This window comes from Paraburkholderia sp. BCC1885 (assembly GCF_900996235.1).
In the GTDB taxonomy this organism is placed as follows: Bacteria; Pseudomonadota; Gammaproteobacteria; order Burkholderiales; family Burkholderiaceae; genus Paraburkholderia.
The window spans coordinates 1-14,591 of the sequence record NZ_CAAJGM010000207.1 but is presented as its reverse complement, the minus strand read 5'-3'; the positions used below and the strand labels follow the sequence as shown (position 1 = coordinate 14,591).

Below are 14,591 nucleotides of genomic sequence, written 5' to 3'. Positions count from 1 at the left end.
CCCCTTTATCCGGTCAACGTGGCGACCAGGATCGCCTTGATGGTATGCAGGCGGTTTTCGGCCTGATCAAAGACGATGGACGCCTCGGACTCGAACACCTCATCCGTGACCTCTACGCCGTCGACCAAACCGTACTGGTCTGCGATCTGCTTGCCGACCTCAGTATGCGCATCATGGAACGCCGGCAGACAGTGCATGAATTTCACCCGGGGATTGCCGCTCGCGGCCAACAGTGCTGCATTGACCTGGTACGGCAACAGTTCCGTGATCCGCTCACCCCATTTATCGAACGGCTCGCCCATCGACACCCATACGTCCGTATAGATGAAGTCAGCGCCCTTTACCGCTTCGTCGGGTTTCTCGGTCAGCGTGAGGCGCGCGCCAGTGGTAGCCGCGATTGCCCGGCACTGCGCGATCAGTTCGTCGTGCGGCCACAGGCGGCGCGGCGCGCACAGGCGGACGTCCATGCCGAGCTTCGCACCTACGATCATCAGCGAATTGCCGGTGTTGTTGTGTGCGTCGCCCATGTAGCAATAGCTGATCTGATGCAAAGGCTTGCCGCTGTGTTCGTGCATCGTCAGCACGTCGGCCAGCATCTGTGTCGGATGGAACTCGTCGGTCAGACCGTTGTAGACCGGCACGCCCGCATACTTCGCGAGTTCCTCGACGATCTCCTGGCCGTAGCCCCGGTATTCGATCGCATCGTACATGCGGCCCAGCACGCGGGCCGTATCCTTCATCGACTCCTTATGGCCGATCTGCGAGCCGGTCGGATCGATATAGGTGACGTGAGCACCCTGGTCGTGGGCGGCGACTTCGAATGCGCAACGGGTGCGCGTCGAGGTCTTTTCGAAAATCAGCGCGATATTCTTGCCGTTCAGGCGCGGTGTTTCCGTGCCGGCATATTTGGCCCGCTTCAGATCCCTCGACAGATCGAGCAGGTAGCGGATCTGCCGCGGAGTGTATTCGATCAGCGTGAGATAGCTGCGGTTATGGACGTTGAACATGATGATTTCCGTTAGTCGGTCGTTTCCGGGGGCGTCAGACAGGGATGGCATCCCGCTCGATCGGGCAACTCAGACAGTGCGTGCCGCCCCGGCCTCGTCCAAGCTCGCCACCGGGGATTTCAATAACCTCGACGCCCGCCTGACGCATCTTGCGGTTGGTGTAGGTATTGCGGTCGTAAGCCAGCACCACCCGGCGATCGAGCGCCAGCACGTTGTTGCCGTCATCCCATTGCTCGCGTTCGGTTTCATAGGTATCGCCTCCCGTAGTCAATACCCGCAGCGAGCCGACACCCAGTGCCTTCGCCACCACGGCAAGGAATTTTTCCTCGTGACGTTCGTAGCGAACCTTGCCGAATTCGTCTCCCGGATAGAGGCTGGTGCACCGGATTGCATCAGCCACATCCGGATAAATGCTGACAAAGTCGACGTCGATGAACGAAAACACGGTGTCCAGATGCATGGACGAGCGCGCTTTCGGCAACTGGCAGGCGATCACCCTTTTTGCGCCGTTGCCCGCAAACAATGCGCGTGCGACCTGCGTAACCGCCTGCGGGCTCGAACGCTCCCCCATGCCGATCAGCACGATGCCGCCGCCAATCGGCATCACGTCGCCGCCTTCGAGCGTCTCGACGCCATAGCTCTGGTCGGAACCGCCCCACCACGTCTTGACCTTGCCGGCAAAGCGCGGGTGGAAGGCATACACGGCTGCGAGGAGCAAAGTCTCTTTCCGGCGCGCGGGCCAGAACATCGGATGCAGCGTGACGCCGCCATACACCCACGCGCCCGGATCACGCTGGAAGATCAGATTGACGAGCGGCTGGATCACGAACTCAGAGCGCTCGAGGTAACCGCCGAACAGCCCGCGAGCGTCGAACGGCAGTTCGGCCTTCGCCACGCCGCCGATCAGCACGTCAGCCAGTTGCTGCGCGGGCATTTCTTCGAGCCACAGCCGCAATTCACGCAACATCCCCGTGCCGACTTCTTCCTCGACGATGCGCCGGTCAAGAATCCAGTCGCGTGCCGCCGGGTTCAGACACGTTTCGGCCAGCAGGTGGTGGAATTCCAGTACCTCGACGCCGCGCTCGCGCAGCGCACCGGTGAATACCTTGTGGTCCTCGATTGCCCTGTCGACCCAGATCACGTCGTCGAACAGCAACGCTTCGCGGTTCGCGGGCGTAAGCCGCCGCTGCGCGAGGCCGGGACTGCAAACCATCACCGTGCGCAGCTTGCCGGCCTCTGAATGAACGCCTGAGCTCATCGTTACCTCTTGAAAGTAGTTACTCGATTACGACGTAGGTAAGAAGCCGCGTGCTGCCATCGTTTTCCGTCTTGCGATAGATGCCCTGAATCTCGTTCTCGAAGCCGGGAAAGCGATTGCCGCCCTCCTCAAACATCCGGAAGTAGTCGAGCATCGGCGACGCCCGTTCGTCATACCGTTCGCCTGGCACAATGACGCCGATGCCGGGTGGATAAACCAGCGCGAGCGTGGCCGCGATCCGGCCGCCGATCTGGTCGATCGGCAATAGCTCCACGTTATTGCGCACGAGTTGGTGCATCGCCTCCTGCGGGAGCATGGCGGCCTCAGGGAAATGCGCCACGCGAAACTGCTCGCGCTGCAGACGGCTGGCGTCGTGCTCGCGATAGAAGCCGTGCATCTGCGCGCACAGGTCACGCAGCCCGACACCCGCGTAACGCTTGCGATGCGCCGCGACGAAAGATGGAATGACGTCGTCGAGCAGCGCGTTATCGTCGTGCAGTTGCTTGAAACGCACCAGCGCGGAAAGCAGCGTGCCAGCCTTCGACGACTCCAGCCCCGGCGTCAATAAAAAGAGAATGCTGTTCAGGTCGTTTTTCTCGGGAACGATCCGCACTTCGCGGAGAAACCCGGCGAGCACCGCCGCCGGAATGCCGTGCTCCGCGTATTCGCACGTGCTGCGATCGAAGCCAGGCGTGAGCAGCGTCAGCTTGTTCGGGTCGGTCATCGCATAGCCCGCCGCAAGCGAGCCGAAACCATGCCATTCCTGGTCGGGAATCAGCTCCCAGCAATGCGCGCTCGTGGCCAGCCGATCGGTGGGCAGGTCTTCCCAGCGTTCCGTGCGGCCTTCGAACTGAATCACGTCCGGCACGAATGGATCGAAGAACCATTGCCGCGCCGGGTCTGTTTCGGTCGTTTCGTACTCGCGGCGCAGCGCGCGAATCTTCTTGCGCATCTCAATGCCCAGCCGGATGGTGTCATCCCACAGCACTTCGCCGGAACGGCCCCGCATCATCTGCGCACCGACATCGAGCGACGCGAACAGCGGATAGAACGGCGAGGTCGATGCATGCTGCATGAACATTTCATTGAAGCGCCGATGGCTCACCTGTCTGCGCTGCCCATCCAGGTGCGCATCCTTTACGTGAATCTGCGATGCCTGCGAAAAGCCCGCCAGTTGCTTATGCGTGGACTGCGTCGCGATAATGCCGGGCGCGGACGCATCCAGTCCTTCGAGACCCATCGCAAAGTGACCTTTGAACAACGGGTGGAATTTCATGAATCCGGCCCACGCTTCGTCGAACAGGATGTACTCGCACAGCGGCCCGATTTTTTCGATGAGCATTTGCGCGTCGTAAATCGTGCCGTCGTAGGTGCACTGTTCGATGATCGCGACACGGAATGGCCGTTCCCGCTGCCAGGCCTGCGAGTCCTCGATCAACGGGTTACGCCGAATGCTGTCGCGAATGCGCGCCTCGTCGAGCGCGTCGAAATCGATCGGCCCGATCATGCCGTGGACGTTACGCGCGGTCGGCAGATAGATCGGAATGCCGCCGCCCAGCAGCAGTGCACCGTGATGGGCGGCCTTATGGTTATTGCGGTCGAACAGCACGAGGTCGCCCGGCGCCACCAGTGCGGTCAACGCAATCTTGTTCGACGTCGACGTGCCGTTGAGTACGAAATACGTCCGGTCCGCGCCGAAGATGCGCGCCGCGGCCTTTTGCGCCGCCAACGCCGGGCCCTCATGCACGAGCAGATCGCCTAGCTCGATGACCGAGTTATCCAGGTCATTGCGGAATACGGCCTCGCCCAGATGTTTGACGAACGCCCGCCCAATCGGGCTCTTCTGATAAAACACGCCGCCGTTGTGGCCTGGACAGGTCCACATCTGGTTGGCCTGCTCCGCGTAGTCCACCATCGCGCCGAAGAAAGGCGTCTTGAGCGAATCGGCATAGCTTTGTAAATGACTCACCAGATTGCGGGCAACGAATTCCGGCGTGTCTTCTTCGATGAAGATGTAGCCCGTCACCTGACCGAGCACCGCCACAGGAATTTCGTCCAGCAGATGACGCTCCACCAGGATGAAAACCGGCACATCCAGGCCGCGCTCGCGCACGAACCGGACAAACGACTCGACGTCGCTTTCCGGTTCGGTCAGCGACCATTCGACGACAATGCATCCCACCGACGCGTCACTGCGGATCGCGGAACAGGCTTCGGCGGGTTCAGCGGTGATCATCGTCCCATAGCCGAGCCGGCCGAGCTCATCGATAATGCGCTGCAGCCGCGAAGACGGCAATGTCGGCGGCAACGGCATCGCACAGCAGAACAGGAAACCAAACATCTGGTCGTATAGCATCGTGATTCCTGATGAAAATACCGCGATGGAACCGGATTCGGCGCGCGCGCCAAACGGTTCAGCTCAGCTTGACCGTACCGCGAGCGAACAGCACCAGTGCGACAATCGCGACCACGGCCAGAATCACGGCGATGACAGTTTCACGGCGAGTGAAAACCGGCTCAGTGGGTGCGTGCTCGCGCCGGGCCCACCAGAACACTGGGAATCCGATCGCGAAGAGAATGGTCGACATCAGAACGAACTGGGGGCCCGCCGCATAAAGCAGCCAGACTGCATAGACCGTCCCCAGGACGCCGGTCCAGATCGACTCGCGAACGGTTTCGCCGGAGCTCGCCTCGTACTTCGATTGCGATGCATAGCGCCACAGGAACGCGGTGCTGGCGAGATAGGGCGGCAGGATCATGACGCCGGTGATCGAGATCAGCCAGTTCCATGCGTCATGGGCAAAGAGCACGACGAACACCGCGAGCTGCATCGTTGCGCTGGAGATCCACAGCGACGGCGCGGCGGCGTGGTGGCGGTTTTCGCGCGCCAGAAACTTCGGAAATACGCCGTCCTTGGCACCTTCGTATGGCAATTCGGCCACCAGAATCGTCCATGCGAGCCAGCAGCTCAGCAGCGACAACATCAGCGCCACCGAAATAAAGACCGCGCCCCAATCGCCGACTGCCGCTTTCAGCACGTACGCGGCCGATGGCGACGCGAGCCCCGCCAGTTGCGCCTGATGCATCACGCCGAAAGGCAACGCCGACAACAGGAAGTACAGCACCGTGCAAACGAGGAGACCGAGAAAGGTCGCGACGCCCACCTGCGACGTCTTGCCTGCGCGATCCGAGACGACAACGGCACCCTCGATACCGATAAAAACCCATAGCGTGACCAGCATCGTGCTCTTGACCTGACCGACCAGGCTGCCCAGGTGCTGCTGCTGTCCCCAGAAGTCATACGAGAACATGCCGCCTTTGATCGCCACCGCCATCGCGCACAGGGCGACCGCAATCGTGCCGATATTCAGCACGCTCGAAATCACGTTCAGGATCGCCGCGCGCTTCACGCCGGACAACACGACGAAGTTCATCACCCAGATCAGCAGCGACGCGCCGATGATCGACGGCCAGTTGTTGCCGCTCTTGAAGATCGGGAAAAAATAGCCGACGGTCTGCATGAACAGCACCGCGAATGCGACGTTGCCGAACGCGGCCGACAACCAGTACCCCCATGCCATTTCGAAGCCGGCCAGCGGACCGAAGCCTTCCTTCGCATATGAATAAATCCCGGCCTTGAGGTCCGGCCGTTTGTCGGCCAGGGTGCGAAACGTATTCGACAGAAAGAACATGCCGACCAGCGTGACGACCCATGCAATGACGACTGCGGCAAGCCCCGCGCCTTGCGCCATGTTCTGCGGCAGGTTGAATGCGCCCCCGCCGATCATCGAAGCGATGACGACCCCCGTGAGGAGCGGCAGGCCCAACTTCCGGCTGCTGGCTTGCGAAGCGCCAGACGGCTGCGCTTGAGCACCGCTCAAAGCGCCATGCGACTGATCCATGGTTTCTCTCCTGGTGCCGGGCAGGTGCGCGACCACGGGCACGGCGAATTCTGATTGGAATGGTAATGACCGGCCTTGAAACTCGCGCCTCTCCGGCTACCGCAATCGAGAATAAAAGAGTTCGCCTAGCCACGATTGATCTGTATCAAGCAGCGCATGAACCCGCCTGCGCAGCGTGTGGTTCCACCTACACCGATAACGTCTTCGAAATCTTGAGCTGGACCCAAACCATACCTTCGAGCAGCCCGCCGAGCACGGCCTCACGCTCGCTCGGGAAAATGCTGCTGTGACTGAACTCGTGAGTAAAAACGCCTTCCGGCGCGGTATAGCTCAACGTGATCGCGCAGTCGAAACCACCTGCAATCTGATGCGTTACCGCCGATACCACCCAATTGCCATCGCTCACTCTTCCGGAAATCGCCATGGGCCGCTCCTGATCTTTCGCGGGTTTCTTTGGAATAGCTCGCACCGCAAGCCATCTTCGATCCAGCGTACAAGCGAAGCGCCAGAAAAACTTGATGCAGATCACGCAGCGACCAGATGCCTCCGGGTCGCCAGGCTCGCGCGCAGCATTGCATCAACCTGGTACCGGTTTCTTCAAACGCACGACAACGTGGCCGCACGCCGCTTGATCCAACGCAATCGCAGCGTCAAAGCCACGGGTATGTTGGCTCAACGTCCGCCCGATGCATTGGAGCGGTCCGGCCGCAACCCGATTGCGGCGAACATGAAGAGGACAACAACGTGCACAATCCCCACCCGAATCGCGTCCAGGCGCCGCACGCAGACACCGGTCTTGACGGCGGCGCTGCAGAGAGCGGCAAGTTCTATCTCGTCGGCGGCGGCATCGCCTCGCTGGCGGCGGCGGCCTTTCTGATCCGCGATGGCCATGTCCGCGGCTGCGACATCGTCATTCTCGAAGCGCTGGACCGGCCCGGCGGAAGCCTGGACGGCTCGGGAACGGCGGAAAGCGGCTATGTGGTGCGCGGCGGCCGCATGCTCGAAAGCAAGTACCTGTGCACCTACGATCTCTTCTCGTCGATCCCGACGCTCGACGACAGCAAAAGCGTAACGCAGGAGATCTTCGACTGGAACGAGACGCTGCAAACATCCTCCACGGCGCGGCTCGTGAGAAACGGCCGGCGCGAAACGGCACCCGCCTATGGACTCGCGGAAACGCATCTGCTGACGCTAGGCCGGCTTTCCATCGAACCGGAGGCGATGCTCGGCGACAGCCGGATCGTGGATCACTTCGAGGCCTCGTTCTTCAAGACCAATTTCTGGCTGATGTGGTGTACGACGTTCGCGTTCCAGCCGTGGCACAGTGCCGCTGAATTTCGGCGTTATCTGCTGCGCTTCGCGCATATGTCGGAGGGTTTCAACCAGTTGCACGGCATCATGCGCACGGTCTACAACCAGTACGACTCGATGGTCCAGCCGCTGCGCCGCTGGCTCGACAATCACGGCGTCGTGTTCGAACCGGACACCCGCGTCACCGATCTGCTGTTCGACGAAACCGGCGCGCTCAACCGGGTGCGCGCCCTCGTCTGCGACACGGCCCGGCGGCGCTTCGATCTGCCGCTGGGTCCGTCCGACAAGGTCATCGTCACGCTCGGTTCGATGACGGCCGCTTCGAGCATGGGCGGCATGGACCATCCCGCCCCGCTGGATACGGTCGACCGCACAGGCGCCTGGAACCTCTGGAAAAACATCGCCGCGGGCCATCCCGAGTTTGGCCACCCCTCCGTGTTCGCCGATCATCGCGATGCATCCAAATGGCTCTCGTTCACCGCGACGCTGCGCGACCCGACGCTGTTTCGGCTCATCCGCGACCTGACCGGCAACGTGCCCGGCGAAGGCGGTCTGATCACGTTTCCGGAATCGAACTGGCTCGCCTCGATCGTGTTGCCGCATCAGCCGCATTTCATCGGCCAACCCGCGGATGTGCAGGTGTTCTGGGGTTATGGCCTGCGAGTCGACGAACCGGGAAATTTCATCGACAAACCCATGCACGCGTGCACGGGCCGAGAAATCCTGACGGAAATCCTGTTGCATTTGAGGATCGAGGCAGAGGCCGAACGGATCATGGCGCACGCCAATTGCATCCCCTGCATGATGCCCTACATCACGAGCCAGTTCCTGCCGCGCCGACGCGGCGACCGGCCGGCCGTGGTGCCCGAAGGCTGGGGCAATCTCGCCTTCATCGGACAGTTCTGCGAGTTACCCGATGACGTCGTCTTCACCGTCGAATATTCGGTGCGTTCGGCGCAGAACGCGGTGTACAAGCTGCTCGGACTCGACCTTGCGCCGCCGGCGGTACACAAAGGCCAGCACGATCCGCGCGTCGTCTACCAGGCGTACTCGACGTTCGCGGACCGCCGTTGATCTGAGTCAAGGCGGTGGACGCTTTCACACCTAGACTCAGATCACCGATTCACGCATCACTGACCTCCTCCGGAGAGCCGCCATGAGCTACAAGACCATCGTCGTTCACCTGGACACCAGCCGGCACGCTCATGCGCGGCTCGAAATGGCGCTGCAACTGGCGAAGCACTTCGGCGCGCATCTGGTGGGCGTGTTTGCGGTGTTCAATCCCGACCCGCGCGCTTTCTATGTCATGGCCGGATCCGCCGAATACTTCGCGGCTCAGGACCACTTGCGCCTTGAACGGAGTGGCGCGCTCGAACGGCTCTTTCACGCAGAGCTCAAGCGCGCGGAGCTGGCCGGCGAGTGGGTCGCCGTCGATCAGGCCGCAAATCTCACCGTGCCGCACCGGGGCCATTACGCCGATCTGGTCATTGCCGGTCAGGAAGACCCGCACGACCCGGAATCGTACGTCGGCGACTATTTCTCCGAATCGCTCGTCATGTCCGCGGGGCGGCCCGTGTTGCTGGCGCCGTACGCGGCTAACGCCGCCGCTCCGGGCGGTCACGTGATGGTGTGCTGGGACGGCAGCCGCGAAGCCACCCGCGTGGTCCACGATGCGTTGCCGTTCATGCGCACCGCCCGGCTCACCACGATCGTGTCGGTCAACGGCGAGCCAGGCCAATCGCGTGTGCGCATTCCCGGCGCCGATATCGCGACGGTGATCGCACGGCACGGCATCCGTGTCGAGGTCAAGAACCTCGACTTGCCGGCCGGCAGAGCGGTCGGCGACATGCTGCTATCGCAAGCGAATACCCTGGGCGCCGATCTGCTCGTCATGGGCGCCTATGGTCACGCGCGCTGGCAGGAACTCGTGATGGGCGGTGCGACCCGCACGATCCTGAAGTCGATGACGCTGCCCGTGCTGATGTCGCATTGACTATCCCCGGCGCTTTATCGGGCCGCCGTCTGAAACCGTCAAGGAACCGTCATGACCTGCAAAACCCTGCTCGTGCAGCTGGACGATAGTCCCCATAGCGCCGCGCGCACCGACTTCGCGCTCGACCTCGCCCGCCAGTACGGCGCCCACCTGATCGGCTTGTACGTGGTGTGTCAGGAACTCACGCGGCCGATCTTCCTGCATGCCGAGGGCACCTGGGTCACCACCTCCGAGAGGCGGCGTCACGTCAATCGCGAGACTGCAGAGGCGCGGTTTCTCGCGGCCGGGGAGCGGGCCGGTCTTGCCGTGGAGTGGCGTGCGCCGGCCGGCCCGGCTGTCGAAACGGCAATCCTTCACGCCCGCCACGCAGACCTTCTGATTCTCGGCCAATACGATCCGTGGGAGTCCTCGTCCTACGTCAGCCTTCACTTCGTGGAGGACGTGGTGATGAGTTCGGGGCGTCCGGCTATCGTGCTGCCCTTTGCCGGAGCGGTCCGTTCGTTTGCCCAAAGCGTACTGATTGCGTGGGACGGCAGCCGCGAGAGCGCCCGCTCCGTGGCCGACGCCCTGCCCGTCATCAAAGCCGCGAAGTTCGTAACCGTGATGACGGTGCAGCAGCATCCTTCGAGCGGCGGACCGGCCGGCCTCGACATTGCCGGATGGCTCGACCGGCACGGCATCAACGCAGGCTTTGCGGACACCGCCGCAGGCGACGGTGTCTCGACCGGCGCTGTCCTGCTGAACATGGTCGCCGACCTTCGCGCGGATCTGCTGGTGATGGGCGCATACGGCCACCCGCGCATTCAGGAGAGGCTGCTGGGCGGCGTCACGGACACGATGCTCCATTCGATGACGGTCCCGGTACTGATGTCGCACTGAGCGGAAAGCGCGCGCCCTCAGCGGCTGCATTTCCTGCGCACACCTCTGGACCCGGCCGACTGGCGCAATCCATGCAAATCGCGCAAAATGTGAGGCACGTGCGGTCCAGCGGCCGTCTTCCCTGACGGTCGAACACGACCGAACAGAACGTGATCGCAGGACTCGCGATCCACGCAGCACCTGGCATCGCCCGGTGCTGCGGATTGCCGCTCATCCAAAAAGGCGCACATGCCCCATCACGGTAAAACGCCCTTCCATGCCGGCCCGTCAACGCGGATACACGGCGCCTCTACGGCCACACACGAGGCGCGTAGCCTGTCGGGCGACAACGAGGCTCGCCTGATGGGCATCATCCGCTCGTCGATGGAAGCGATCATTACCGTCGACGACCGGCAAACCATCATCATCTTCAATCCCATGGCCGAACGCGTATTCGGCTGCAGTGCGGCCGAGGCGCTCGGTAGCTCGCTCTCGCGCTTTATTCCGGAACGTTTTCGTGCGACGCACGCGCACCATGTCGAACAGTTCGGCGTGACGGGCGTGTCCGAGCGTCAGATGGGCGAGTCGCAGCGCGTGCTGTACGGCCTGCGGAGCAACGGCGAAGAGTTTCCGGTCGAAGCGTCGATTTCCCAGGTTCGCGAGGGTGACAGCAAGCTGTACACCGTCATGCTGCGCGACATCACCGCGCGGGTCAAAGCGGAGAACGAGCAGCGCAAGTCGCGCGAGGAATTGCGCGAACTGTCGGCCAATCTGCAGAAGGTTCGCGAGGACGAGAAGACCCGCATTGCCCACGAGTTGCACGACGATCTCGGACAGCAGTTGACCGCGCTGAAAATGGACCTTTCCTCGGTCGAGCAGGCGCTGGAAGCCACGGCCGAACCCGGGCTTCTGCGGCAACTGCAGGGCATGCGGCGGTTGATCGACGTGACTGTCGCATCGGTACGCCGTATCGCCGCCGACCTGCGGCCGGTCATGCTCGACGACCTCGGTCTGATTCCGGCGATCGAATGGCTCGCGAACGACTTCACGAACCGTTACGGCATCGACGTGGAACGCGACATCGAAGTCGGCGACACCCATTTTTCGCCCACCGGCGCCACCACGCTGTTCCGTATCGTCCAGGAGGCGTTGACCAACGTCGCCCGGCATGCGGATGCCACCGTCGTGAAGCTGACGGTGCGTATCGAGGCGGATGCCTGCGTCGTGCGGGTCGCGGATAACGGCCATGGGGCCGCCGCGTCGACGCCTCCCGCCGAAAAGTCCTTCGGCTTGCTCGGCATCCGTGAACGCGCGTACATGCTGGGCGGCACGGTTGAAATTCACACGTCCAGCGGCCATGGCTTCGTGCTGATCGTCACGTTTCCAGCAGCAGCCGTGCAACAGCAGGAGTCGCAAACATGATTCGAGTGCTGATTGCCGACGACCACGCGCTCGTGCGCGATGGTCTGCGACATATCCTGCAGAACGCAAAGGGCTTCGAAGTGGTCGGTGAAGCCAGCGACGGCGTCAGCACGATTGCGTTGGTTCGCTCCCATCGGGCCGAGGTACTCGTGCTCGACCTGTCGATGCCGGGGCGCAACGGCGTTGAACTGATCAAGCAGATCAAGGACGAACTACCGGGCCTGCGCATTCTCGTGCTCACCATGCACGCGGAGCAGCAGTACGCCGTGCGCGCCTTCAAGGCCGGTGCCTCAGGCTATCTCACCAAGGAAAGCGCCAGCGCGGAACTGGTCTCGGCGGTCAGCAAGGTGGCCGCCGGCGGCGTCTACGTCAGCCTCGCCATGGCCGAACGCTTTGCCCAGAGCCTGAACGAGCCCGTCGATACCCTCCCTCATCAGCGCCTGTCCGATCGCGAATTCGATGTGTTCCGCCGTATCGCCGTGGGGCAGACACTCAGCGAGATTGCCACCGAACTTTGTGTCAGCAGCAAGACCGTGAGCACCTATAAAACGCGCATCCTCGAGAAAATGCAGATGCCGCACGAAGCGGCCCTGGTGCGCTACGCGATGCGTCACAAGCTGCTCGGCGAGGACGACGAGATCTAGCACGGCTGCGTTGCCTTCGCATAACGTATGTAGGAAATCCCCTACACAACCTTCACACTCCCTTACTCGAAGCTCGTTCGCCGCCGATTTTATTTTGAGATGGCGCGGCCGATACTTCGAGCCATGAACTCAAGCCCTTCACTGCCCGCTTTGCGTGTCTTCCTCGTCGAGGACACGATTTCGATCCGACAACGTATGGCGGCGCGCTTCGGCGCGATCGAAGGGGTCGAGATCGTGGGCGTTGCCGAGGAACCGGGCCCAGCGCTCGACGGCATCACTGCGACCGGCGCCGACGTCGTGGTCATGGATCTCCATCTGACCGGCGGCACCGGCATGGAACTGCTGCGGGGTCTCTCGCAGAGCAGGTCTGCGGTCATCACGATCGTGCTGACCAATCATTCGGGCAACGGGTTCCGCCAGGCGTGCCTCGCCAACGGCGCACGGTATTTCTTCGACAAAACGAGCGAATTCGAGCTTGCCTGCAAGACGATCAAGCGGATTGCCCACGAGCGCTGCGCACGTGGTCTCCATCATCTGGGAGCACATCATGTCTGACGTTGCCGAATATTCCGAAATCCGGACGCTCGCGCGAGCCCCGTTGTCCTCGCCGGGAGCCGCATCGCCTGTGGCCCCCGCGGTGAAGCGAACCGGCGCCAATTGCTCGAGCTGCGCGATGCAGGCCCTCTGCATGCCCGACGGGCTGACGCCGGCCGAGACCGAACGTATCGAAGCGCTGATCTGTCCTTCGCGCACGATCAAAACCGGTGAATCGCTGTTCCGCGCGGGCGACTCTTTCCAGAGCATCTACGCCGTTCGCGCGGGCTCCTTCAAAACGGTCGTGATGCATCGCGACGGCCGCGAACACGTCACGGGCTTCCATCTGGCCGGCGATGTGCTTGGCCTCGACGGCGTCTGCTCCGGGCGGCATAGCTGCGACGCGCTCGCCATCGAGGACAGCAAGGTCTGCATCATCCCGTTCCATCTTCTCGAGGCTATGTGCCGCGACGTCAAGGCGGTGCAGCAGCATGTGCATCGCCTGATGGGCAGCGAGATCGTACGTGAGGCGACCCTCATGATGCTGCTCGGCACGATGTCCGCCGACCAGCGGGTCGCCACGTTTCTGCTGAACATGTCGGGTAAGCTCAAATCGCGCGGCTACTCGCCGGCCGAGTTCCATCTGCGCATGACGCGTGAAGAGATCGGCAGCTATCTCGGCCTGAAACTCGAAACCGTCAGCCGCATGTTGTCGAAGCTCCAGAAAGACGGACTGGTCGATACGCACGGCAAGCAGATCAGAATTCTCGATATGGACGGTCTCGCCCGCATGTAGTCTCAAGAGTCATCGCTGTCGAATACCCTCCCATCCCGCGCATTTCACCCTCCTCCCGGAAAGAAAGTTCGGCATGCCAACTAGCATGCCGGGCTGCTTTCAGCATCGATTTCCGCTGGAAAGACATCAGCTTGACGCGCGTCAATCGCCGCGTCGTCCTTCGCCATAAACTGACCTTGGAGCCTCTGCTGGAGCGTGGGTCGCGAATGTATGTGGCTTCGTTCGCGGCAAACGAACTCGGTACACAAGGAGAAATTCATGCGTCTCACCATCCACCTCGACACTTTCGACCGTGTCAATCCAATGGCGTTTGCCATCCTTTGGCTCGACAAGGAAGTGTGCCAATGGTCGCGTGAAGGGCATCACGGACTCGATCTGCCCCGCTGGGGTGCGCTGCGAGCCGACTGCGGCAACACACTCGTGTGCGGCCCGCAGGCTTCGGCGCCGTTTTGCGTGCTCGAAGGACTCGATCTGAATACGCCTGGCGGTCCGTTCGAAGGAGAAACCGGTCGTGCGCAATGGTGCGCCAATGAAGGCCGAACGCTGATGAGCGGCCATTGGCACGTGCAATGTGTCGACACCGAATGCGTGAGCCCGGAACACAGCATTTTTGCGGGCGACGAGGTGCGCTAAAGATTGATTTGATAGCGCCAGGATAAATCTGGTAGTGGGGGAAGCCGAAGTTGGCGGAAACCACTTGTTGGAGTTCAGAGGGTTCGAATCCCTCCCGGTAAAGCCTAAGGAAGGTCTGAACAAATCATTTTCAGCCTGACTGTTCGCCACATTCGAAATTGGCGGGTCTCGAAAGTCGTTTTCTTGTTGGGAACCGAATGAATACCGACCAGAAATTGATCTCGATGTTTGAA

General features: G+C 61.9%; 13 protein-coding genes. 8 read left to right on the top strand and 5 right to left on the bottom strand.

Annotation, left to right across the window (positions count from 1 at the left end; translation table 11 throughout):
* Nucleotides 1-5 precede the first annotated feature (5 nt).
* The 5 genes from FQ755_RS18120 to FQ755_RS18100 all read right to left on the bottom strand — a co-directional run bounded on the left by FQ755_RS18120 (nt 6) and on the right by FQ755_RS18100 (nt 6,591).
* On the bottom strand, nt 6-1,010 hold the full coding sequence (locus FQ755_RS18120) for an ornithine carbamoyltransferase (RefSeq protein WP_144156261.1): 1,005 nt from the start codon (nt 1,008-1,010) through the stop codon (nt 6-8).
* A gap of 31 nt (nt 1,011-1,041) precedes the next feature.
* Nucleotides 1,042-2,265: an arginine deiminase gene (locus FQ755_RS18115; protein ID WP_144156217.1), complete on the bottom strand. Its 1,224-nt coding sequence runs from the start codon at nt 2,263-2,265 to the stop codon at nt 1,042-1,044.
* Nucleotides 2,266-2,284: 19 nt separating this feature from the next.
* On the bottom strand, nt 2,285-4,621 hold the full coding sequence (gene speC / locus FQ755_RS18110) for an ornithine decarboxylase (protein ID WP_144156216.1): 2,337 nt from the start codon (nt 4,619-4,621) through the stop codon (nt 2,285-2,287).
* 58 nt (nt 4,622-4,679) lie between these two features.
* Entirely contained in the window at nt 4,680-6,167 is a 1,488-nt protein-coding gene (locus FQ755_RS18105; protein ID WP_144156215.1) for a basic amino acid/polyamine antiporter, read from the bottom strand.
* Between the two features lie 187 nt (nt 6,168-6,354).
* Nucleotides 6,355-6,591: a UDP-glucose 4-epimerase gene (locus tag FQ755_RS18100; RefSeq protein ID WP_144156214.1), complete on the bottom strand. Its 237-nt coding sequence runs from the start codon at nt 6,589-6,591 to the stop codon at nt 6,355-6,357.
* A gap of 320 nt (nt 6,592-6,911) precedes the next feature.
* On the opposite strand from FQ755_RS18100, the gene FQ755_RS18095 reads away from it, so the two are divergent.
* The 8 genes from FQ755_RS18095 (at nt 6,912) to FQ755_RS18060 (ending at nt 14,358) form a co-directional block, all read left to right on the top strand.
* Nucleotides 6,912-8,552, top strand: coding sequence for an oleate hydratase (locus tag FQ755_RS18095; protein ID WP_260858673.1), 1,641 nt, complete (start codon nt 6,912-6,914; stop codon nt 8,550-8,552).
* 82 nt (nt 8,553-8,634) lie between these two features.
* Nucleotides 8,635-9,471: a universal stress protein gene (locus FQ755_RS18090; protein ID WP_144156212.1), complete on the top strand. Its 837-nt coding sequence runs from the start codon at nt 8,635-8,637 to the stop codon at nt 9,469-9,471.
* Between the two features lie 51 nt (nt 9,472-9,522).
* A complete protein-coding gene (locus tag FQ755_RS18085) occupies nt 9,523-10,350 on the top strand; it encodes a universal stress protein (protein ID WP_144156211.1) in 828 nt (275 codons plus the stop codon).
* A gap of 228 nt (nt 10,351-10,578) precedes the next feature.
* On the top strand, nt 10,579-11,751 hold the full coding sequence (locus FQ755_RS18080; RefSeq protein ID WP_144156210.1) for a PAS domain-containing sensor histidine kinase: 1,173 nt from the start codon (nt 10,579-10,581) through the stop codon (nt 11,749-11,751).
* Nucleotides 11,748-12,395 carry a response regulator transcription factor gene (locus tag FQ755_RS18075; RefSeq protein WP_144156209.1) on the top strand — a complete coding sequence of 216 codons (648 nt, stop codon included), beginning with the start codon at nt 11,748-11,750 and terminating at the stop codon, nt 12,393-12,395. The genes FQ755_RS18080 and FQ755_RS18075 overlap by 4 nt, the downstream gene beginning before the upstream one ends.
* Before the next feature lie 123 nt (nt 12,396-12,518).
* Nucleotides 12,519-12,950 carry a response regulator transcription factor gene (locus tag FQ755_RS18070; RefSeq protein WP_144156208.1) on the top strand — a complete coding sequence of 144 codons (432 nt, stop codon included), beginning with the start codon at nt 12,519-12,521 and terminating at the stop codon, nt 12,948-12,950.
* Complete coding sequence (locus FQ755_RS18065) at nt 12,943-13,725, top strand: helix-turn-helix domain-containing protein (RefSeq protein WP_144156207.1); 783 nt, start codon at nt 12,943-12,945, stop codon at nt 13,723-13,725. The genes FQ755_RS18070 and FQ755_RS18065 overlap by 8 nt, the downstream gene beginning before the upstream one ends.
* Before the next feature lie 258 nt (nt 13,726-13,983).
* Nucleotides 13,984-14,358, top strand: a complete 375-nt coding sequence (locus tag FQ755_RS18060; RefSeq protein WP_144156206.1) for a DUF3564 domain-containing protein — start codon at nt 13,984-13,986, stop codon at nt 14,356-14,358.
* Nucleotides 14,359-14,591 lie beyond the last annotated feature (233 nt).